The organism is Paenibacillus lentus, assembly GCF_042714055.1.
In the GTDB taxonomy this organism is placed as follows: domain Bacteria; phylum Bacillota; class Bacilli; order Paenibacillales; family Paenibacillaceae; genus Fontibacillus; species Fontibacillus lentus_A.
In genome coordinates, this window is the sequence record NZ_JBHGVC010000004.1 from 627,559 (window position 1) to 648,961 (window position 21,403).

Consider the following 21,403-nt stretch of genomic DNA (forward strand, 5'->3'; position numbering starts at 1 on the left):
GAAGGTGAGTTCGATTCTTAAAACTATAAAAACAAGTTTTGTTATTTTTGCAGTTGCTTTCTTGTTTTTGTTAATTTATAAAAATTTCAATGAAATTAATTCACTCGATATCTCAGTGAATTGGATGTTAATATGCGTATCATTATTTCTATATTTTCTATTTAAATTTACACAGTCTCTTATTTGGCAGTATATAACTGTTAAAAATGATTGCTCTATCCGTTACTCAACTGCACTACTATATTGGATCAATTCACAGTTAGGAAGATATATTCCTGGTAAAGTGTTTTATTTAGGTGGAAGAGTCTATCACTATCAGAAAAAAGGTATTAGTAAGAGTAAAATTACTTATTGTTTTCTTCTTGAAACGGTTCTATCTTTAATAGCTTCTGCTGTGGTATTGATTATTTCTCTACCAATGATGGATATATCTATATTTGAAAATATAAACCTAGTTTATGTTTTTTTTGTCGTTATCTTATTAGTTTTAGTTGTTCATCCTAAAATATTTCAGAGTATACTTAATTTTATACTTATGAAATTAAAACGGAACCCTATAGTCATTAAAACATCTTTTTTAACAATGATTAAAATATTACTCTTATATTGCATCAGTTGGTTCATAATGGGATTGGGTTTTGTGATGCTTATAGATAGCATGATTGATTTGGAAATAGCTTTTTCAATGTATTTTAATTTAACAGGAAGTTTCGCGTTTTCAAGTATGGTGGGGTTAATAAGCTTTTTTGCTCCCTCTGGTATAGGTGTACGCGAAGGAGTTTTGCTATTTTTATTACAAAATCAATTTTCATCAACTGAATCATTGATTATCTCGGTGGGTTCACGCTTATGGGTGATTATAGGTGACGTAATATTGATTGGTTCTGCCTTCCTTATAGGGGTGTTATTGAAGAGAAAAATAACAAGAAGAATCCAATAAGTCAAACTAGGCCATATCTGAAGAAAAGAGGGGATAAAGTGAAACTAATCATTCAAATCCCATGTCTTAATGAAGAATCTACTTTACCGATTACTATTAAAGACATTCCCAAAAAAATAAAAGGTATCAGCAAGGTGGAAATCTTGATTATTGACGATGGAAGTACAGATAAGACAATTAAAGTAGCTAAAATGCTCGGAGTCGATCATATTGTTCGATTCTCAAAAAACAAAGGCTTAGCAGAAGCCTTTAAAGCAGGAATTGATGCATCTCTAAAGTTAGGTGCAGATATTATTGTAAATACGGATGCAGATAATCAGTACAAGGGATCTGATATTCCTAAATTAATTGAGCCCATACTTAATGGGAATTATGATATGATTATTGGAGATAGAAAAACGGATAATATTTCACATTTTTCACCAACAAAAAAATTTTTTCAGCGGTTCGGTAGTAGTGTGGTTCGAAAATTATCTCAAACAGATGTACCTGATACAACGAGTGGTTTTCGTGCTTATTCTCGTGATGCTGCACTCCGTTTAAATGTTGTGTCTGAGTTTACATATACATTAGAAACAATTATTCAAGCTGGTCATAAGAAACTTGCTGTAGGTCATGTGGAAATCGGGACGAATGGAAAATTAAGAGAATCCAGGTTGTTTAAGAATATAACGAGTTATATGAAACGATCTGCAAAAACAATTGTGCGAATTTACACAATGTATAGGCCAATGAAGGTTTTTGTTATTGGCGGTTCTATTTCTGTATGTATCGGTTTATTAATTGGATTAAGATTTATGTATTTTTATATGATCGGCAACGGAAATGGACATATTCAATCTCTTATATTAGCCGCGGTAATGATGATTGTAGGATTTCAGCTCGGCACATTGGGACTTATTGCAGACCTCATATCTAATAACCGTAAACTACTTGAAGAAACTCTCTACAAAGTTAGAAAGATTGAATTAACTCAACCGTTCGAAATGGGCGGAAACTATGAAGCGAATACAGAAATAACTAAGAACAATAACAAACAAACCTCATAAAGTGGTGACTGAAATGAAATTGGCTGTAATTGGTACAGGATACGTTGGATTAACCTCGGGAGTTTGCTTTGCTGAGATGGGTAACGATGTAATTTGTGTTGATATTGAAGCACAAAAAATTGAACAATTAAATTTGGGTATAATGCCCATATATGAACCAGGAGTCGATGAGATTGTCTCAAGAAACCGTGTTGCCGGTAGATTACAATTTACTACGGATATTATAGAGGCAATCAAGGCATCAGAGATAATTATTATTGCTGTAGGGACTCCTTCATTACCTGACGGGGATGTTGATTTGTCTTATGTTCACACAGTGGCAAGGCAAATAGGTTCCTGTATGAATGGGTATAAAGTAATAGTTAATAAGAGTACAGTCCCTGTGGGAACGGCTGATAAAGTAAGAGAAATTATTAGTAATAATCTAGTTGACAAAACTATCAGTTTTGATATGGCTTCAGTTCCTGAATTTTTGAAGGAAGGATCGGCTATAGAAGATTTTTTTCATACAGATCGCATAGTAATTGGTGTGGATTCAGATGTTGCTAAGAATTTACTTGTTAATCTTCATGAGCCTTTGAACACCAATATTCAGGTGACTGACATTCGAAGCGCAGAATTAATTAAATATGCTGCAAATTCATTCCTAGCTATGAAAATCTCGTTTATTAACGAGATAGCGAATATTGCAGAATTAGTAGGAGCGGATATTTCTGAAATTGCAGCTGGGATTGGATCTGATTCTCGTATTGGCAGGAAGTTTTTAAAGGCGGGAATTGGTTTTGGCGGGGCGTGTTTTCCTAAGGATACAATTGGGCTCGTTAAAACAGCAGAGAATCTCGGACACGAATTTAAATTGCTTCAAGAGGTTATTAATGTTAATGAGTATCGTTATAGGACGTTAATCAATAAATTAGAAGACGAACTTCAGGATCTGAACTATAAAAGCATAGCAATATTAGGACTCAGCTTTAAGCCTAATACTAATGATATAAGAGAAGCACCATCTATTAAAATAATTTCAGAATTGTTAATAAAATATCCTAAAATAACAATAAAAGTATATGATCCTGTGGCTATGGAAGCTGTTAAACAGGAACTTGGAGATAAACTATATTATTGTGTTACTCTGCAAGAAGCAGTTTTTGAGTGCGACGCGGCAATGATTGTTACAGAGTGGGAGGAAATTGTTTCCTTCGGACTGGATAATTACAAAAAGTATCTTAAGCAGCCTGTAATCATTGACGGAAGAAACTGCTTCAATCCTCTAGAAGCTTCAAAATTAAACATTGTTTATAGAAGTATCGGAAGAGAAACCCCAGTAAACAACTTAAAAGTTCTGGAAAGGCTTTAATATATAAAAATATGAAGCGTCATTTTGATTCAAAGATAGAATGAAAATGACGTTTTTATATTACTCTATTGTTAATCATGTTATCTCATTAATAGGAATTTTTGTGTTTGGCACATTAACAAATGGGGTTATCCTTATAAATGTGAACAATAAGACTTATTAATAATGGCGAAATTTAAGAGGTGTATTCATGAAAGCAATAATCCTGGCAGGCGGGACAGGTTCCCGCCTTTACCCTTTAACCAAAGTTACCAACAAACATCTCCTTCCAGTTGGCAAATATCCAATGATTTTTCATCCTATATATAAGCTCAAACAAGCGGGGCTTACGGATATCCTTATCGTAACAGGCAAAGATCATATGGGAGACGTAGTGAACCTTCTTGGAAGCGGCAGCGAAATGGGTGTCACCTTTACCTATAAAGTTCAGGATGAAGCAGGGGGGATTGCTCAGGCGCTTGATTTGGCTGAACAATTTGTAGGGGACGATCAGATGATTGTCATCTTGGGAGATAATGTTTTTGCTGATGATATCACTCCTTTTGTCGCCAACTTCCGTAATCAACAGATTGGTGCAAAAATTCTCATTCAAGAGGTATCTGATCCTTCAAGATTCGGTGTTCCTGAACTGCATGGCAACCGGATCTTGTCTATCGAAGAGAAGCCACAGCTGCCTAAATCGAATTACGCGGTTACCGGCATATATATGTTTGATCATAAGGTATTTGATATAATTAAGACACTTAAGCCCTCCGCTCGAGGTGAATTGGAAATCACTGACGTCAATAATGCATATATTAAACGAGGAGAGCTTACTTTCGATGTACTCCAAGGTTGGTGGACAGATGCTGGAACACATGCTTCACTAGCTCGCGCTAATGAACTTGCGCGGGATCTGAAGTTTGACGAATCGTTTGGTAAACTAAAGTTATAGATAAAACAAGGAGGAGCATTAACTATGAATTTGACTCCTTTAAAAATGGCAGATGCTTTTCTTTTAGAACCGGTGGTACATGGCGATCACCGGGGTTTTTTTATGGAGAGCTACAATGAAAAGATTATGAAGCAGCTCGGGGTGAGTTATAACTTTATCCAAGATAATCACTCCCTTTCCGCAGAGCCTGGTGTCTTGCGTGGCCTGCACTACCAACTTAATCCTAAAGCGCAGACCAAACTTATTCGTGTACTTTCTGGAGCCATTTACGATGTAATTCTGGATATTCGTCGTAACTCTCCAACCTACGGCCAGTGGATTGGGGTTATCCTTAGCGAGTATAATAAGCGCCAATTATTGGTTCCTAAAGGCTTTGCTCATGGGTTCTGTACCTTGGTGCCGAACACACAGGTACTGTATAAAGTGGATGAATACTATTCCCCGGAGCACGACCGCGGCATATTATGGAATGACCCGGCATTGAACATTGACTGGCCGGTTAGCGAACCTTTGCTTTCTGACAAAGATCGGAATCACCCGACATTTGTGGATGCAGAAATGAACTTTGACTAGGAGGTCTCTTTTCATGAAGTTGCTGGTTACAGGTGGTGCCGGATTTATCGGCAGCAATTTTGTGCTATATATGCTACAGCAGTACCCGGAGTATGAAATTATTAATGTAGATTCCCTTACGTACGCAGGCAATTTAGAAAATTTAAAATCGGTGGAGAATAACTCTAAGCATACTTTTGTGAAAGCCGATATTACAGACGCTAAAGCAATGGATGGCCTTGTCAGTCAGGGCGTTGACATCATTGTGAATTTTGCGGCTGAATCCCATGTGGATCGAAGCATTCTGGAGCCGGACGTGTTCGTGAAGACAAATGTGCTGGGCACGCAGGTTCTGCTGGATATCGCACGTAAATATGAGATCAGCAAATTTGTTCAAGTTTCTACGGATGAGGTGTATGGAACGCTCGGAGAGACCGGGCTGTTTAAGGAAACAACTCCGCTAGAACCCAATAGTCCTTACTCTGCAAGTAAAGCAGGTGGCGACCTACTCGTTCGTGCTTACCATGAGACATTTGGTCTCCCTGTAAATATTACACGTTGCTCCAACAACTACGGCCCATATCAATTCCCGGAGAAGCTGATCCCCCTCATGATCTCCAGAGCTTTGGCTGATGAACCGCTGCCGATCTATGGAGATGGATTGAACGTACGGGACTGGTTATACGTCGAGGATCATTGTAGTGCAATTGATCTTGTTATCCATAAAGGACGAAATGGCGAGGTATATAATATCGGCGGAAATAATGAGCGGACGAACTTGCAGATTGTTCAGACCATCCTGGAACAGCTCGGTAAGCCGGAGTCACTAATTACTTTCGTTAAAGACCGTCCAGGACATGACCGGCGTTATGGCATTGATCCGACCAAAATCATGAGCGAGTTGAGCTGGAAGCCAAAACATAACTTTGAGACAGGTATCAAGGAAACAATTGAGTGGTATTTGCAAAATAAAGAGTGGTGGACTCGCATCCAATCCGGTGCATACCAGGAGTACTATGCCAAGCAGTATGGCGATCGCCTCGGTGAGCGTGCATGAGGATTCTTATTACCGGAGCCAGTGGCCAGCTAGGGCAGGATGTTGCATATGTATTTCAAAAAGCAGGACACATTGTGCTCGCTTGTGATCGAGACACATTGGATATTACTGACTCCCAAATGTGTGTGGAGCGTATGCAGGAATTCAAGCCAGATGCGGTCATTCATTGTGCAGCTTACACGGCTGTGGATCAAGCAGAGAGCGACATAGATAGGGCGTATGCGGTTAACGCTTCCGGAACTAGAAACATGGTGGTGGCTACTCAGAGCATAGGTGCGAAGTTCTGTTATATCAGTACGGATTATGTATTTGATGGAGAGTCGGAGGCGCCGTATCATGAATATGATAATACGAATCCGCAAACCATTTATGGCAAATCAAAGCGGGCTGGCGAAATGCTGGTGCAGAGCTTGTCGCCCGCTTTTTTCATCGTACGAACCTCTTGGGTATATGGACTGAATGGTCATAATTTTGTGAAAACAATGCTGAAGTTAGGCCAGGAGAAATCCGAGCTAAAAGTGGTGCATGATCAGAAAGGATCTCCAACATACACGGTTGATTTAGCTGAGTTTCTACTGGAACTCATCCAAACGGAAAAGTACGGAGTCTACCATGCCTCCAATTCTGGAGAATGTACCTGGTTTGAATTTGCCGAAGCAATATTTGCTGAAGCAAAGAGTATTTTGGGTGAAGCTTACCGGGTTCGTGTAGAGTCTTGTACCACAAAGGATTTTCCCCGGCCTGCTCCAAGGCCTCGCAACTCGGTCATGGAACACTTGGCAATACGAACGAACGGACTCAAGGATCTCCGTCCATGGAGGGAAGGTTTACGATCATTTTTGAGGGAGCTTGCAGCGAGTAATAACGACAAAATAGTGTAGCAGCCACTAGTTCGGTTTGTTATAATGAGATGTATTAGAGGTGAGTTGTTGAGATGGAAATCGAAAAAGTATTTCAACAACAGCAGGAATTACTCGCATAGCTTATTCAGATGGCTGCAGAACAGACAGCAAAAATCAACGCCATCTAGCACAAGCTGGATAAATTGTCAGTTCGATTGGAAGAATACCGCGACGACTCATACTCGCTACGTCGGCATATCACCGGAATGGAAGCTGATTTGAACGAAATTTTTCGTCGGATTGCAAGATTAGAAGAGCATGTACAAATCTAATCCGAATAAGGATATAAATCGTAGAGAGCACTCGGACTTTAGCGGTGCTCTTTTCTAATAATATGATTATTTCAGAAAAGGATCTAGCCTATGTTACCTACCGTTAGCGTACATATCGTCACCTATAACAGTGCGGAAGACATTGAGGAATGTCTGGATGCCGTTATGCAGCAGACCTACGGGATTCAGCAGGTGGTTATTATAGACAATGCCTCATCAGATGACACGGTCGATCGCGTCAATTCATTTATTGAGCAAGCTAGCAATGTTAGCAATTCTAGCATCACCAGCCACAGCGGTACAAAAACTCAAATTTTACTAGTTCCTAATCAAGAGAACACGGGATTTGCCCCGGCACATAACCAGGCTATACAGCTTACGGACACCGACTACGTTCTAGTACTAAATCCGGATGTACAGCTTCAGCCGAATTATGTCGAGCGCCTTGTGGATTGTATGCACCAAAACCCGAAAATTGGCAGTGCCACGGGGCTGCTCCTTCTGAAAACCATGCCAGATATCGTCGACAGTACCGGAATCGTCATGAACGGGATTTGGCGCGCATTTGACCGTGGGGCGGGAGAAGCGGCTGAGCAGTGGCGCAAATCCGGTGAAGTGTTTGGCGTATCAGGGGCGGCAGCTGTATATGCCCGAACAATGATCAAGGATATTACTATCCAAGGGGAGTTTTTTGACGAGGATTTCTTCGCTTATAAAGAAGATGTGGATGTGGCCTGGCGGGCTCAGCAGCTTGGCTGGAAGGCTTATTATTGTTCGGAGGCGGTCGGAACACATGAACGTGGCTGGAAAAAAGGAGGCCGCAGGGAGCAGCCTATTTTCATTCGCAGAATGTCCTATATCAATCGCTATAAAATGATCTATAAGAACTTAAACGGGTACGGCTGGCTAAGACAGCTTCCCAAACTTTTCATCTATGAACTGTTAACTCACGGCTACATCCTTCTCAGAGAACCGAAAGTATTAGGTGCATGGAAAAGCTTTTGGCACCAGCTTCCCTCACTTAAAGAGAAACGACAAGCAATCTGGAACAAACAACGGCGATAACGCTTCTACCTAGACAGAACCATCTAAACTCGGTTTCTGTCTTTTTGCTATCGGAATGGAATTCGTTTACCCAAAAGAAGTAAGCAAACTCTATTAAATTTTCAGTAGCAGTACCCCACCTATGTTATAATGTCGATAGATTACTAATTTTGTCAGGGGCGCGTTTTATAATGGATTTAAGCATCATCATCGTAAATTACAATACCTGCCGTTTAACGCTCGATTGCCTGCAGTCGGTATTCGACTCCGAGACGGCTTATCAATATGAGGTTTTTGTGGTCGACAACGCTTCTGCGGACGATTCCGTAGAGGCAATTTCGCGCGAGTTCCCGCAGGTTCAGCTTATAGCCAACCATGAGAACACGGGCTTCGCCAAAGCGAACAACCAGGGGATGGAGATCGCCAAGGGGCGCTATGTGCTGCTGCTTAACTCCGATACGATCGTTCAGCCGGATACGCTGCAGACGATGGTATCTCTTATGGACAACAGGCCTGACCTCGGTGCGGCGGGCTGCAAAATCATCCTTCCCGATGGCTCGCTGGACAAAGCCTGCCGGCGGGGCTTTCCGACGCCCTCGGCATCGTTTTACTATGCCTTCGGCTTCTCCCGGCTGTTTCCGAACACGCCGCGCTTCAACCAATACCAACTGGGCTATCTTGATCCAAACGAAGCTTATCCGGTCGACTGCCTGATGGGGGCCTTTATGCTGGTTCGGCGAGAGGTGATCGAGCAGATCGGCGGCCTGGACGAGACTTTTTTTATGTATGGCGAAGATGTCGATTGGTGTTATCGCATTAAGGAAGCGGGCTGGGGCATTCACTACGAGCCGGCTACATACATTGTTCACTATAAGGGAGCAAGCAGCCGCCGTAAGCCCTTCAAGATTATCTATGAGTTCCACCGGGCGATGTGGGTATTTCACCGCAAGCATTACAAGCGCCAATATTCGTGGCTGACGAACGGAGCGATCTACTGCGGGATCGCGGTAAAGTTCATGCTGTCCTTGATCAGCAATAAATTAAAGCCGGGCAAACCGGCGACCCGCTCGGTACCAGCCCCGGGTTCATCCCAAACGCCGCAAGGAACCAACAGCAATATGGAGGTGAGACGATGATACGGAAAAATCAACGTTTCCTGACCCAACTGTATATTTTGACGGATTTCGCGTTCATTCAGCTCGCTTTCCTTCTGGCCTGGTGGCTGAAATTCGAGAGCGGCCTGATTCCTTATGAGCATCCTCTTCCCATAGAGATTTATGCGTTCTGGAGTCTGGTTTATGGCGCCGTATCCATCCTGGTCGGCATTCTCGTTTCCTTCTATTCGCCCAAGCGCAAGAAGAGGTTCGCCGATGAAGTGCTCAAGATCATTCAGGTGCATTTTACGAGCCTCGTCATCCTGCTCAGCTTGATGTTCTTCGTAAAGCAGGTCGACATTTCGAGGTACTACCTGGCTATTTATATGGGCTTTAATCTGCTGTTAATCATGCTGTACCGTTACTTTTTAAAAAGATCGCTGAAACAGCTGCGCAGAAAAGGCTATAACAAGCAGTTCGTCCTCATTATCGGAGCCGGCTCGCTCGGCCGCAAATTCCACGATAACTTAAGGCAATATCCGGAACTCGGATATGAGATTATCGGATTTCTCGATGACTACCAGCAGTGGGATGCCGCTGAGAAACGCAAATACAGCCCCATTCTTGGTTCGGTCGATCAATTGGAAGAGATATTGGAGAGCAAGCTCGTTGATGAAGTCGTGCTGGCCCTGCCGCTGGACGCGCATTCTCGTTATGCTAAAATCATCGCCTGCTGCGAAAAAGCGGGCGTACGCACGCTGATCATTCCCGATTTTTTCGATTACCTGCCGGCTCGGCCGTATTTCGACAATTTCGCTGGCATGCCGATGATCAATGTGCGCGACATTCCGCTCGATATGGCGGGAAACCGCCTGGTGAAGCGAGCTTTTGACATTGTTTTTTCCATAGCTGCGATTATTATAACTTTACCGGTGATGCTGTTTGTCGTGATCGGGATCAAGCTGACCTCGCCGGGGCCCGTTATATTCAAGCAGGAACGAATGGGTCTGAACCGCCGCACCTTTCAAATGTATAAATTCCGCTCGATGAACGTGCTGCCTGAAGGAGCCGTCGATACGGGCTGGACGACCGAGAACGATCCCCGCCGGACGAAGTTTGGGGCGTTTCTCCGCAAGACGAGCATCGATGAGCTGCCGCAATTTTTCAATGTGCTCGCCGGGCAGATGAGTGTCGTGGGTCCTCGTCCGGAGCGTCCCTACTTTGTGGAGCAGTTCCGGGAGGAAGTGCCGAAATACATGGTGAAGCACCATGTTCGCCCGGGAATTACCGGATGGGCCCAAACGCATGGCCTGCGCGGGGACACGTCGATCGAGGAGCGGATCCAGCATGATATTTTTTATATCGAGAATTGGTCTATGCTGCTGGATATTAAAATTATTCTGCGCACGATCATCCACGGATTCGTGAACAAAAACGCTTACTAGAGGTTGTTTGAGCTTCATCTTGCGAACGACTGCTTAGAAATTTCCGTAGAAACGAAGGATGTTGTTAGACATGAGAAAGAAGCTGTTATACAGCCTGCTGGCCGTCTGTGCCATAGGTATCATACTATTTGTGATACTGATCAAGCCGCCGGAGCAATCATTTACAGGCTTTAAGGCTTACCGCATTATTGCTCATGCGATGGGCGGCATTGAGGACATGACCTACACGAACACGCGCGATGCCTTTATTGCTAATTATGAGAAGGGTACCCGTGTGTTCGAAGTGGACTTGCTGCTTAGCAAGGATGATGAATTGATCGCTCGCCATGAATGGGGAGAGTTCTTTACGAATATGCTTCGCCAGCAAAATGAACTCGGTGAGGATCGGCACGGTGCGGTATGGACGGCGGCCGAATTTAAACAGGTCAAAGTGGACGGGCAGTACGAGCCGCTATTATGGGACGATATCGTGGAGCTGTTAGCGGAATATCCGGACATCTACATCGTGACGGATACGAAGCAGATTAAGCCGGAGGAGATCGACAGCATTTTTGGCAAAATCGTAGATCTTACGAAGCACAAGGATCCGAAGCTGCTTGAACGCATCGTGCCGCAAATTTACAGCCAGCCGATGCTGGCGCAAATTGAGAAGCATTACCCTTTTGATTCCATTATATATACGCTCTATCAATCGCAGGACAGCGACCGGCAGGTCATTGACTTTGCGCGGAGCAACGGAATCGCCGCAGTGACCATGTCCGAGGGCCGAGTCAACAAGAAGCTCGTCAAATCCTTGCAGAAGGCGGGTATTCCGACGTATGTTCATACGATTAATGATAAAAAGCTTGTGTCCGATTATATGAAGATGGGCGTTTACGGCTTTTACAGCGACTTTCTGGCCGGAAATGACGCCGAGGCTTCCCGTTGATCTGTTCCCCTAAAATGCGAACATTGACACGGTATCCTTCGTCACTTAGACTAGGAATGAAATGATTTTATCACCATTAAAAAGGCATCATGGATAATGAGATTTCAAGTTGGCGGGGCGTGTGGCAGGCCCCGTTTTTCGTGCCGATGTGGGAGGAATGGAATTGAAGCAAACGATATCGTCTTGGCGGCATGTGTTCAAAATAGACCCCGATCGCACTCTGGATGATGCTGCCCTGGAGGCCATTTGCCTGTCCGGTACGGACGCTGTCATGGTGGGGGGCTCGAGTGGCGTCACTTATGATAACACGGTCGAGCTTCTATCGCGTGTCCGCCAGTTCGAGGTTCTTTGCGTATTGGAAGTTTCCGACCTGGAGGCAGTCGTTCCGGGCTTTGACCTATACATGATTCCGATGGTGCTGAACACGAAGCATCCCGACTGGCTGATCGGCCATCATGCGCGAGCCGCCCATAAATATAGTTATTTAATCCCTTGGGAGCAGTTGATTCCTGAGGGCTATATCATTTTGAACCCCGACTGTACCGCGGCGGCTATATCCGAAGCGAATGCTTCTCTCGAGGAATCCGAGGCCGCTGCCTACGCGCAGATTGCCGACAAGCTGCTGCATCTGCCGATCATTTATTTAGAATATAGCGGCATGCTTGGCGATTTCGAACTGGTATCTGCAGTGCATCGCTCACTAGGCGATTCGCGGCTGTTCTATGGCGGAGGCATCAAGGATGCCGACACGGCTCGGCTTGCGGCTGCGGCTTGTGATACGATTATCGTGGGCAATGCGCTGTACAGCGATCTGAAGCAGGCGCTGTCTACGGTGGCCGCAGTGAAGAGCTAGGGTGAGCAGAAAGAGCTTGGGCAAGCTGGATTCTGATCTGGAACCAAAGCTGGAGCTAAACTGCATTGGTAGTGGCGTTTTGAATTGATGGAAAGGAGTATCTCTATGCAACCTGTAAATATACAACAAGCTATAACTAGGCTGAATCCGGAGCAGCGCCGAGCGGTGGAGACCACGGAGGGCCCGCTGCTCATTATGGCGGGGGCCGGCAGCGGCAAGACGCGGGTGCTGACGCATCGCATCGCTTATCTCATAGCTACCCGCAAAGCACCGCCATGGGCGATACTTGCGATTACTTTTACCAATAAGGCGGCCCGGGAAATGCAGGAACGCGTATCCCAACTCGTCGGACAAGAAGGAAGGGACATTTGGGTCTCGACCTTTCACTCGATGTGCGTCCGTATTTTGCGCCGGGATATTGAACGAATCGGCTTTTCCTCGAGCTTTTCGATTCTGGATTCGACAGATCAGCTGTCCGTCATCCGCAATTGCATGAAGGAGCTCAATATTGATACGAAAAAATTTGAGCCGAAGGCGGTTCAGGCGATGATTAGCACCGCGAAGAACGAGTTGATTACCCCTCAGAAATATGAGCAAAAAGTGGGGGACTATTTCGAAGGGCTCGTTGCCAAAGTGTACACGATGTACCAAAAGCGGCTTCGCCAGAACAACTCCCTGGATTTCGATGATCTGATCATGAAGACGATTGAGCTGTTCAAGGAAGTTCCTGAAGTGCTCGAATTTTATCAGAAGAAGTTTTCTTACGTTCATGTCGATGAATATCAGGATACCAACCGTGCTCAATACATGCTATGCAAGCTGCTGGCCAACAAGCATCATCGCATTTGTGTCGTCGGCGATAGCGATCAGTCGATTTATCGCTGGCGGGGAGCCGATATTACTAACATTCTCAACTTCGAGCAGGACTATCCCGAGGCAACGACGATTCTCCTCGAGCAGAACTATCGCTCCACCTCGACGATCCTGAATGCGGCGAATGCCGTCATCGGCCGGAATACGGGCCGCAAGCCCAAAAATCTATGGACGGATAAGGGCGACGGCGACAAAATCAAAGTATACCGCGCAGGCTCTGAGCATGACGAGGGTTATTTTGTAACGTCAGAAATTCATAATAGTATAAAAAGAGGCAGAAGCTATCGCGATCATGCGATTTTGTACCGGACGAACGCGCAGTCCCGGGTCATCGAGGAAACGCTGATCAAATCCGATATTCCTTACCAGATTGTGGGCGGGATCAAGTTCTACGACCGCAAAGAGATTAAGGATTTGCTCGCTTATTTGCGGCTCCTCTCCAACCCTGATGACGATATCAGCCTTACGCGGATCATTAATGTTCCCAAAAGAGGCATAGGAGACACGACGCTGGCCAAGCTGGCGGCAGCGGCAGCCGAGCGGGGAATATCGATCTTTCGTCTGCTCTATACGGTAGATGACCTAGGCTTTGCCGGCCGGACGCGGAATGCGCTCGTCGAGTTCTACGATATGATTTCGGCGCTGCATCAAATGGTCGAATACTTGTCCGTTACCGAATTGACGGAAAAAGTACTGGAAATGTCGCAGTACCGTTTGGAGCTGCAAAATGAGAATACGCTCGAGTCGCGTTCCCGGCTTGAGAATATCGATGAGTTCCTCTCCGTGACGATGGAGTTTGAGAAGAATAACGAAGATAAGACGCTGGTTTCGTTTCTAACGGATCTTGCGTTGATTGCTGATATAGACACGATGAACGATGAGGAAGAGGAGCAGTCGGGAGATGCGGTCGTTTTGATGACGATGCATAGCGCCAAGGGACTGGAGTTCCCTGTCGTCTTCATTATCGGCATGGAGGAAGGGGTCTTCCCGCACAGCCGTGCGTTCATGGATAATGAAGAGCTCGAAGAGGAGCGGCGTCTCGCTTATGTAGGCATTACCCGAGCGGAGGAGCGGCTGTTCCTGACCTGTGCGCAAATGCGGACGCTCTTTGGCCGGACGTCAGCGAATGCGCCGTCCCGGTTCCTGGAGGAAATTCCGGACGAACTTAAAGAGGACACCGAAATTGCCCGCGATCGTTATCGCCGCGGCGCAGGGATTGGCGGTGCCTATAGCGGACGCGGCTTTGGAGCGGGCACGGGCGGCAACTTTGGCAATCGGCCGTCCGCACAGGGGACAAGGTCAGCTTCCACGGCATCCAGCGGTGTAACCGTATCTACCGGCGTGTCGGGAGCTTCGGCCGTCAAGCCTTCAAACTCTGGCGACTTTAATGCTGGCGACAAAGTGTCGCACGGTAAGTGGGGCATAGGAACTGTAGTAGCCGTTAAAGGCACGGGGAATGATATGGAGCTGCAGATTGCTTTTCCTGCTCCGGTAGGGGTGAAGCGCCTGCTGGCCGGTTTCGCGCCAATCACGAAGGTAGAGGAAGAGTAACTGCTGCCTCGGATGGAAGATGATAGCAGTAAGCGAGAGACGGAGGGGGCCGGGCAACATGGATCCGGTCTCTTCCGACTTCGATACATATAATGTTTAGGAGGGTTGTCCGTATATGGATGCGATGCAAACGATGGAACGGCTCGTCGAACAATTGAATCAATACAATTATCATTACTACACCTTGGATGAGCCTCTGGTGAGCGACAAGGAATATGACGCCTTGTACGATCAATTGACTGCGCTGGAAACGGAGACAGGCATCATCCTGCCCGATTCCCCGACAGGACGGGTCGGCGGGGAATTGCTGAAAGGCTTCGAGCCGCATCGGCATTTAGCGCCGCTCTGGAGTTTGGATAAAGCGCAAACGGAAGAGCATCTGGTCAACTGGAACAATCGGGTAGTTCGTCTGATCGGTGATTATAACAGTAAAAATCCCGATAAACCGCTTCCCGCGCCTACCTATGTCGTCGAGCTTAAATTTGACGGGCTGACGCTGAACCTGACTTATACGGACGGCAAGCTCGTCCAAGCCTCAACCCGGGGGAACGGCGTTGTCGGCGAGGGGATTCTGGCCCAGGTCAAGACAATCCAATCGGTACCGCTGACGATTCCCTATCGCGAAGGAACGATTGAGGTTCAGGGAGAGGGCATCATGAATTTGTCCATCCTTGCCAAATACAACGAGACTGCTGTCGAGCCGCTCAAAAATGCCCGCAATGCCGCCGCAGGTGCGCTGCGGAATTTGAATCCGCGAACGACGGCGGAGCGTAAGCTAAGCGCGTATTTTTATAATGTCGGCTACTCCGATAACATCCAATTTGCCGATCATCGCGAAATGATGACCTTCCTGAAGGACAATCGATTTAAAGTGAATTCGTACGTTGAATACTTTGACGATTTCACTCTGGTCATGAAGGCGCTGGAGCAAATTCAAGAACGCCGGGCTTCGCTCGATTATTTGATCGATGGGGCTGTTGTTAAGGTCACTGATATGAGAACCCGCGAGGTCCTGGGCTACACCGATAAATTCCCAAGATGGGCGATCGCTTATAAATTCGAGGCCGAGGAGACAACGACCATTCTGGAATCGGTGTCCTGGAACGTAGGGCGTACCGGAAAAATTACACCGCTCGCCAAAGTCGAGCCTGTCGAGCTTGCGGGCGTAACGGTGCAGAACTGCACGCTGAATAACGCCGGCGATATCGAACGCAAAAACTTGAAATTTGCCCTCGGAACGCGTGTGTTTATCCGTCGCTCGAATGATGTCATCCCGGAAATTCTCGGAAAAGTAACCGAGGAGCAGGACGGCGGAGAAATCGTGTTCCCGGATACTTGCCCGGCCTGCGGCTTCCCGCTGGAGCAGCGAGGAGCCCATCTATTCTGCAACAATCGATTTGATTGCAAGCCGCAAATCGTGACCCGCATCACCCACTTTGCTTCCCGCGATGCTATGGATATCGAGACGTTAAGCGATAAGACGGCGGAGCAGCTGTTTGAGGAGCTGGATGTCCACGAGCCAGCCGATCTATATACAATCGAGTTTGATCAATTGATTAAGCTGGAGCGCTTTGGCGAGAAGAAAGCCAATAACCTGCTTGATGCAATTCATAAGAGCAAAGGTCGGGATTTGGCGTCGTTTCTGTATGCATTGGGTATTCCGAATACCGGTAAATCGACGACGAAGGTGCTGGCTGATCACTACCGTGATTTAAGTGCGATTATGGCGGCGACAGAGGAAGAACTCATGCAATTGCCGGATATCGGTGGCATCGTGGCGGAGAGCATCGTTACGTTCTTCGCTGACCCATTCATGCAGGCGGGCATCCATAAGATGCTAGAGCTTGGAGTCGAGGCAAAGGCGCCGGAAGAACGTGCCGAGGTGAAGGATTCCTTCTTCACGGGGAAGACGGTGGTACTCACCGGAACGCTGCATCAGCTTACCCGGGATGAAGCAACGGAGCGTCTTGAGGAGCTTGGTGCCAAGGTGACGGGAAGCGTATCGAAGAAGACCGATCTCGTTATCGCCGGAGAGAAGGCGGGCAGCAAGCTGGCCAAGGCCAAGGAGCTTGGTATCCCGGTTATCGAGGACGAGAATGAGCTCATTCGCTTGCTGAACGAGTAATTTGTATATGTTAAATTCCATCAAGGAGGATACCCTTGGCGAGCAGCGGCTTGTTGAAGTTTTGATAAAATCAGTTGGGGAAGAAATATCTGTTGTAGAATAGGCTGCTGAACCAAGAGTTATAGAATGAACACATATTGGTCTAATAGCTGATTGAACTTAAAGGTGTGCTGGCATGGAGCTGTTAATTAATCGGCATAGTCAAGTTATATACACGGTAAACGAATATTGTGCATACTGTAACAACAGTACTCCGAGGAGCCCCTCGTATGGATGCCCCACGTATGGATGCCCCACGTATGGATGTCCCTCGTATGGATGTCCAACGGATGGATACCTCACGTATGGATGTCCCGGATGCCCTCTCGGCAAGCAGAAGCTCGCTGGGGGGCATTTTTTATAAATAGTAAGCTTTGATAGTTGATGGGTTAGAGGTACTAAGTTTGGTTCCAGGAGCACTAATTTGATTCGCTGCATGTTTAAAGCGTACATTATAGTGGGCATACGGTCCAAAATAGGGGGTGATTGGTTTGATTGGGAAAAGGTGGCTTAATATTTGTGGATTTGCTGGATTTAAATGGATACGGGCGGATACTGGTCAGCATAGCATACAGTTTGGGGAAACAATAGATATGGCCAATTACCGTAAATGCCTACCGTAAATGCCGCAAATACCGCATACCGTAAAATGGTACATACTAACTGTATTTGTTGTATTTAAACTATGCGACATATCCCTTTACATGTAACCTAGATGTATTTTATGTATTTAGAAATGGAGGATAACGAAATGAGAGGGCTGATAGTCCGTTTTAAATACACAAAATACAGTTATTTTGCAAAAATTGCCTACATAGTTCAGAAATAAATGCATGAAATCCAGTTAAAGTTAGCGAAGCAGTGGAACCTAGAGAGACCAGCTATGAAAATGCAACCCAAGTTGAAGTTAGCAACCTGGTTAATCACTGCTAATCCAGCTAACGCTAGCATTGATTTACCCTGAAATTAATGGCGGATTACTATAAATTTAGGCAGATTTTTAAGCGTAAAATCACAGCATAGATTTTTTAAACGGAAAAATGCTTCCAAAATGTAACCATGTCGCCATGAAATACGTTTATAATGGTGAATTAGTGAAAATACAAATTTTGGAGGTAAAGATGTCTATTAAAGGAATGAGAAAGGCGCTATTCTTTATCATGTGCCTCGTGCTGGTAGCAGGATGTACGAGCAACCCTGGCGCCAAAGAAGCAGAGACGCAAAGTTTGAGAGTGATGTTCTGGGATGAAAGTTATTTTTTCCAACAATATGGCGATCTGTTTGCCATGCAGCATCCTAACATTGAGATTGAGGTCGTTACTACGAATAATATCTACAGAGATTTGGGGCCGGACACGGATTACGATAAGGCTTTCAAGGATTTCATCGAGAAGGAACAACCGGACGTCCTCATGGTAAGCATAGATCAGCTGGGGACTTATATTTCGGAAGGCAAAGTCCGGGAGCTAGATACGCTGATTGAGCGGGATAAGTACGATATCGAAACGATCTACCCTGCACTGATTGAACTTTTGAAGGAGCGGGGGGATAATAAATTATATGGTCTGACTCCGAATTTCTATGGATCGGCTATTTTGTACAATGCGGATCTGTTTGCCAAGCATGGTGTTGAACTGCCGCGTGATGGCATGAGCTGGTACGATATTCTTGAGTTGGCCAAGCAATTCCCTACCGAGGGAGACGAGAAGACCCGAATTTATGGCTTCGACAATAACTGGGGAATTAGTCTGACGCAGCTTGCATCGATGATTTCTTCATCAGAAGGGATCGAACAAATTGATACGAATGCGATGAAGGTTACTTTAAACACTGAATCCTGGAAGAAAATATACCAGACCGCACTCGATGCGATGAAATCGAACACGATTTACAACCCTGGGGAGAATGGCTTCAGAGGGGGATCGATGGAAGAGTACTACCAGAGCCAACCATTTGTAATGGGAAGAGCGGCGATAACGACCGGCGATTCGTATATTCTGCGGAATATAAAGGACGCCTCTGAAGCTTTGAAGGATTATAAGCCTTTCGAGGTAGGTATCGTGGCGGGGCCGGCGTCGTCTACCGAGCCGGATAAATCCAGAAACATCAACGTGAGTGAAGTGTTCGCCATTGCTGCTAATTCACCGAATACCGATGCTGCATGGGAATTTATCAAATTTGTGAATGGCGATCAATTTGCCAAAATTAAGTCGAGAAGTCTGAACAACGGATTGCTGTCCCGGATGGGATACACGAAAGAATACAACGGTATTAGCCTGGATGCTTATTATAAGCTGAAGCCGCTGCCGGTCGATTACTCGGGCATGAGAAAAATTCCTAACGGATTCTATGAAAAATTCCAACCTCTGCTCGATTCCGAATTGAAGCTAGTAGAGGATAACTCTAAGTCCTTGGACGACGCCCTGGCCAAGATTGAGACTGAAGCTCAAGTTGCTCTGGATCAAGCCATTAAGGATCAGGAAGAGAAGAAGAAGGAAGAGGAAGCGAAGGGCGGCTCAAGCGATGGAACGACTGACGATTCATCTGAGGGCTCATCGGAGAACTCGACAGATGCAGCTGGTAGCGAGGGTGCTAGCACTAGCAGTAATAGCGAGGTTATCATTATTACTGACTAAAAGAATAGATGGATAGGTTATGAAACGATTACTGTATGGCATTGTCATGCTTTGCTTTATGGACTTATTTATACAACTACCTGTAATGGGACCATTTGCCAAAAGCCTTGGAGCCGGATCATTCGTGATCGGCCTAGCGGTTGGATTATATTCACTGACCAATATGTTTGGGAATATTGCAGCGGGCTATTGGATTGATCGTTATGGGGCAAGGGCTATTTTGCTGTTGGGCTTTGTTTTGACAGCTGGTGTTATGCTGCTATATCCCCTCGTAACTCAGCCTTTGCACTTGATCATCGTACGTTTTATCCATGGTTTGACTGGGGGGCTTTTAGTGCCGAGCGCATTTACTTTAGTCTCGCACTATGCTTCGGGACAGCTGCCGGGAAGAGCGATGGCTCTCTCCGGGGCGGCTGTCGGAGCAGCAGCGATTGTTGGGCCGGCTGTAGCAGGCATCACGAAAGCCCAGCTCGGCCTCACTCCCTTATTTATCGGCACTTCGATTTTGCTGGCATTAGGCGCGCTGCTAAGTGCGGTTGCTGTTCCAGCATCTAGAGTGAAGCAGATCACTCGGAAGCTTCAGTCGTCATCACCCCATTCAATGACGGGGTTTGAGGTTATTCTTCGCAAGAGGCCGGTGGTGCAATCCTATATCGGGGCATTTTCATTGATGTTTGCGATGGGAGCTTTAACCTATGCCTTACCACTGAAAGTTGACGAGTTAGGTTTTTCTGCGCAAATATCGGGGTTATTGCTGAGTACGTTTGGCGTGGTAGCTATCATCGTGTTCGTCCTGCCAAGCAACCGATGGTTTGATCGCATATCGCCGCTGACGCTGATGTATTCCGGCGGGGCAGTCATTATGCTTGCACTGCTGCTGCTGTCATTTTCTAATGACCAGATGGCCATGTTTGCCGTGATGGGCTTCTATGGATTCGGATTCTCCTTATTATTTCCTTCTATGAATGCCTTATTGGTGAACAATGTTAGCGCGGAGTCCAAGGGAAGAGCATTCGGGCTGTTTTATGCCTTCTTCTCTCTGGGCGTTGTTGCAGGCTCCTCTGGGATTGGAGCTTTGACAGCGAATTATGATATCGCGCTGAGAATCGCGGCCGGATTTATATTACTGGCCGGCTGCGTTGTTGCGTCACTACAATATGCGGAACTGAAGGGGAAAGAGAAAGAAGCCTCTTAAAGAGGCTTCGACTACTTTTTTACTACGAAAAATAAAACAATAATTCAACAAAAGGTTAATCCTCGTGCGCAAGTACAGGATTAACCTTTTGTGCTATAAACGCAAAATTGCAAAATACTATAATTTCTTATCCGTTAAGGCATCTTTTCTATTAGATCCTCTATGAGGGTCTTAATAACATATACTTTGATTGATCATCTTCTATATTGAGTCTTTAATACAGTTGATTTTTACCAGCATTATTTTTAAAAAAATATATTGCATTATGTTTTCGATCGTGGTAAATTATTATTTGTCGCTTGAAACGAACTGAATAAATTAGTTTCGAAAAAAGTTGACATTAGCACATAAATTTGTTATTATATTTAACTGTTCAACAAAATTTTATTCAGCTAAAATGAGTTGAACAGAAGTAAGCAAGTTCTTTGAAAACTGAACAAATGGAACTCGTTAATTTTAAGATTTAACAATGAATCGTCAGATTCAAAATGAGCAAGTCAAACATGGGATGGAATACCTCATGACCTTCGGGTAAGAGATTCCTTCCGATCCTTATTGGA

General features: G+C 45.5%; 17 protein-coding genes. All 17 read left to right on the forward strand.

What is annotated here, in order from left to right:
* Positions 1–4: 4 nt before the first annotated feature.
* The 17 genes from ACE3MQ_RS12635 (at position 5) to ACE3MQ_RS12715 (ending at position 20,843) form a co-directional block, all read left to right on the forward strand.
* Positions 5–940 carry a lysylphosphatidylglycerol synthase domain-containing protein gene (locus ACE3MQ_RS12635; RefSeq protein WP_379393009.1) on the forward strand — a complete coding sequence of 312 codons (936 nt, stop codon included), beginning with the start codon at positions 5–7 and terminating at the stop codon, positions 938–940.
* Between the two features lie 38 nt (positions 941–978).
* The gene (locus ACE3MQ_RS12640; RefSeq protein WP_379393011.1) at positions 979–1,989 is read left to right on the forward strand and encodes a glycosyltransferase family 2 protein; all 1,011 of its coding nucleotides are present in this window, start codon (positions 979–981) and stop codon (positions 1,987–1,989) included.
* 13 nt (positions 1,990–2,002) lie between these two features.
* A complete protein-coding gene (locus ACE3MQ_RS12645) occupies positions 2,003–3,343 on the forward strand; it encodes a UDP-glucose dehydrogenase family protein (protein WP_379393013.1) in 1,341 nt (446 codons plus the stop codon).
* 190 nt (positions 3,344–3,533) lie between these two features.
* A complete protein-coding gene (locus ACE3MQ_RS12650) occupies positions 3,534–4,277 on the forward strand; it encodes a sugar phosphate nucleotidyltransferase (RefSeq protein ID WP_379393015.1) in 744 nt (247 codons plus the stop codon).
* A gap of 24 nt (positions 4,278–4,301) precedes the next feature.
* Entirely contained in the window at positions 4,302–4,850 is a 549-nt protein-coding gene (gene rfbC / locus ACE3MQ_RS12655; protein WP_379393017.1) for a dTDP-4-dehydrorhamnose 3,5-epimerase, read from the forward strand.
* A 13-nt stretch (positions 4,851–4,863) separates the two neighbouring features.
* Positions 4,864–5,886, forward strand: a complete 1,023-nt coding sequence (gene rfbB / locus ACE3MQ_RS12660; RefSeq protein ID WP_379393019.1) for a dTDP-glucose 4,6-dehydratase — start codon at positions 4,864–4,866, stop codon at positions 5,884–5,886.
* Positions 5,883–6,767: a dTDP-4-dehydrorhamnose reductase gene (rfbD, locus tag ACE3MQ_RS12665; RefSeq protein WP_379393021.1), complete on the forward strand. Its 885-nt coding sequence runs from the start codon at positions 5,883–5,885 to the stop codon at positions 6,765–6,767. Before rfbB ends, rfbD begins: the two co-directional genes overlap by 4 nt.
* Before the next feature lie 383 nt (positions 6,768–7,150).
* Positions 7,151–8,125 carry a glycosyltransferase family 2 protein gene (locus ACE3MQ_RS12670; RefSeq protein ID WP_379393023.1) on the forward strand — a complete coding sequence of 325 codons (975 nt, stop codon included), beginning with the start codon at positions 7,151–7,153 and terminating at the stop codon, positions 8,123–8,125.
* A gap of 170 nt (positions 8,126–8,295) precedes the next feature.
* Entirely contained in the window at positions 8,296–9,240 is a 945-nt protein-coding gene (locus tag ACE3MQ_RS12675) for a glycosyltransferase family 2 protein (RefSeq protein WP_379393025.1), read from the forward strand.
* On the forward strand, positions 9,237–10,643 hold the full coding sequence (locus tag ACE3MQ_RS12680) for an undecaprenyl-phosphate glucose phosphotransferase (protein WP_379393028.1): 1,407 nt from the start codon (positions 9,237–9,239) through the stop codon (positions 10,641–10,643). The genes ACE3MQ_RS12675 and ACE3MQ_RS12680 overlap by 4 nt, the downstream gene beginning before the upstream one ends.
* A gap of 70 nt (positions 10,644–10,713) precedes the next feature.
* The gene (locus ACE3MQ_RS12685) at positions 10,714–11,571 is read left to right on the forward strand and encodes a phosphatidylinositol-specific phospholipase C/glycerophosphodiester phosphodiesterase family protein (protein ID WP_379393030.1); all 858 of its coding nucleotides are present in this window, start codon (positions 10,714–10,716) and stop codon (positions 11,569–11,571) included.
* Between the two features lie 163 nt (positions 11,572–11,734).
* Entirely contained in the window at positions 11,735–12,424 is a 690-nt protein-coding gene (gene pcrB, locus ACE3MQ_RS12690) for a heptaprenylglyceryl phosphate synthase (RefSeq protein WP_463140160.1), read from the forward strand.
* 105 nt (positions 12,425–12,529) lie between these two features.
* Positions 12,530–14,848 carry a DNA helicase PcrA gene (gene pcrA / locus ACE3MQ_RS12695; protein WP_379393032.1) on the forward strand — a complete coding sequence of 773 codons (2,319 nt, stop codon included), beginning with the start codon at positions 12,530–12,532 and terminating at the stop codon, positions 14,846–14,848.
* 115 nt (positions 14,849–14,963) lie between these two features.
* Positions 14,964–16,973: an NAD-dependent DNA ligase LigA gene (gene ligA / locus ACE3MQ_RS12700; RefSeq protein ID WP_379393034.1), complete on the forward strand. Its 2,010-nt coding sequence runs from the start codon at positions 14,964–14,966 to the stop codon at positions 16,971–16,973.
* 269 nt (positions 16,974–17,242) lie between these two features.
* Positions 17,243–17,380, forward strand: a complete 138-nt coding sequence (locus ACE3MQ_RS12705; protein ID WP_379393036.1) for a hypothetical protein — start codon at positions 17,243–17,245, stop codon at positions 17,378–17,380.
* Between the two features lie 753 nt (positions 17,381–18,133).
* Positions 18,134–19,648, forward strand: a complete 1,515-nt coding sequence (locus ACE3MQ_RS12710) for an ABC transporter substrate-binding protein (RefSeq protein ID WP_379393038.1) — start codon at positions 18,134–18,136, stop codon at positions 19,646–19,648.
* 19 nt (positions 19,649–19,667) lie between these two features.
* Positions 19,668–20,843 carry an MFS transporter gene (locus ACE3MQ_RS12715; protein WP_379393040.1) on the forward strand — a complete coding sequence of 392 codons (1,176 nt, stop codon included), beginning with the start codon at positions 19,668–19,670 and terminating at the stop codon, positions 20,841–20,843.
* The last annotated feature ends 560 nt before the right edge of the window (positions 20,844–21,403 follow it).

Excerpts from the sequence above, each read along its gene's own strand:
- ACE3MQ_RS12645 (WP_379393013.1), top strand. The coding sequence starts at position 2,003 with ATGAAATTGGCTGTAATTGGTACAGGATACGTTGGATTAACCTCGGGA.
- ACE3MQ_RS12650 (WP_379393015.1), top strand. The coding sequence starts at position 3,534 with ATGAAAGCAATAATCCTGGCAGGCGGGACAGGTTCCCGCCTTTACCCT.
- rfbC (WP_379393017.1), top strand. The coding sequence starts at position 4,302 with ATGAATTTGACTCCTTTAAAAATGGCAGATGCTTTTCTTTTAGAACCG.
- rfbB (WP_379393019.1), top strand. The coding sequence starts at position 4,864 with ATGAAGTTGCTGGTTACAGGTGGTGCCGGATTTATCGGCAGCAATTTT.
- rfbD (WP_379393021.1), top strand. The coding sequence starts at position 5,883 with ATGAGGATTCTTATTACCGGAGCCAGTGGCCAGCTAGGGCAGGATGTT.
- ACE3MQ_RS12670 (WP_379393023.1), top strand. The coding sequence starts at position 7,151 with ATGTTACCTACCGTTAGCGTACATATCGTCACCTATAACAGTGCGGAA.
- ACE3MQ_RS12675 (WP_379393025.1), top strand. The coding sequence starts at position 8,296 with ATGGATTTAAGCATCATCATCGTAAATTACAATACCTGCCGTTTAACG.
- ACE3MQ_RS12680 (WP_379393028.1), top strand. The coding sequence starts at position 9,237 with ATGATACGGAAAAATCAACGTTTCCTGACCCAACTGTATATTTTGACG.
- ACE3MQ_RS12685 (WP_379393030.1), top strand. The coding sequence starts at position 10,714 with ATGAGAAAGAAGCTGTTATACAGCCTGCTGGCCGTCTGTGCCATAGGT.
- pcrA (WP_379393032.1), top strand. The coding sequence starts at position 12,530 with ATGCAACCTGTAAATATACAACAAGCTATAACTAGGCTGAATCCGGAG.
- ligA (WP_379393034.1), top strand. The coding sequence starts at position 14,964 with ATGGATGCGATGCAAACGATGGAACGGCTCGTCGAACAATTGAATCAA.
- ACE3MQ_RS12705 (WP_379393036.1), top strand. The coding sequence starts at position 17,243 with ATGGATGCCCCACGTATGGATGCCCCACGTATGGATGTCCCTCGTATG.
- ACE3MQ_RS12710 (WP_379393038.1), top strand. The coding sequence starts at position 18,134 with ATGTCTATTAAAGGAATGAGAAAGGCGCTATTCTTTATCATGTGCCTC.
- ACE3MQ_RS12715 (WP_379393040.1), top strand. The coding sequence starts at position 19,668 with ATGAAACGATTACTGTATGGCATTGTCATGCTTTGCTTTATGGACTTA.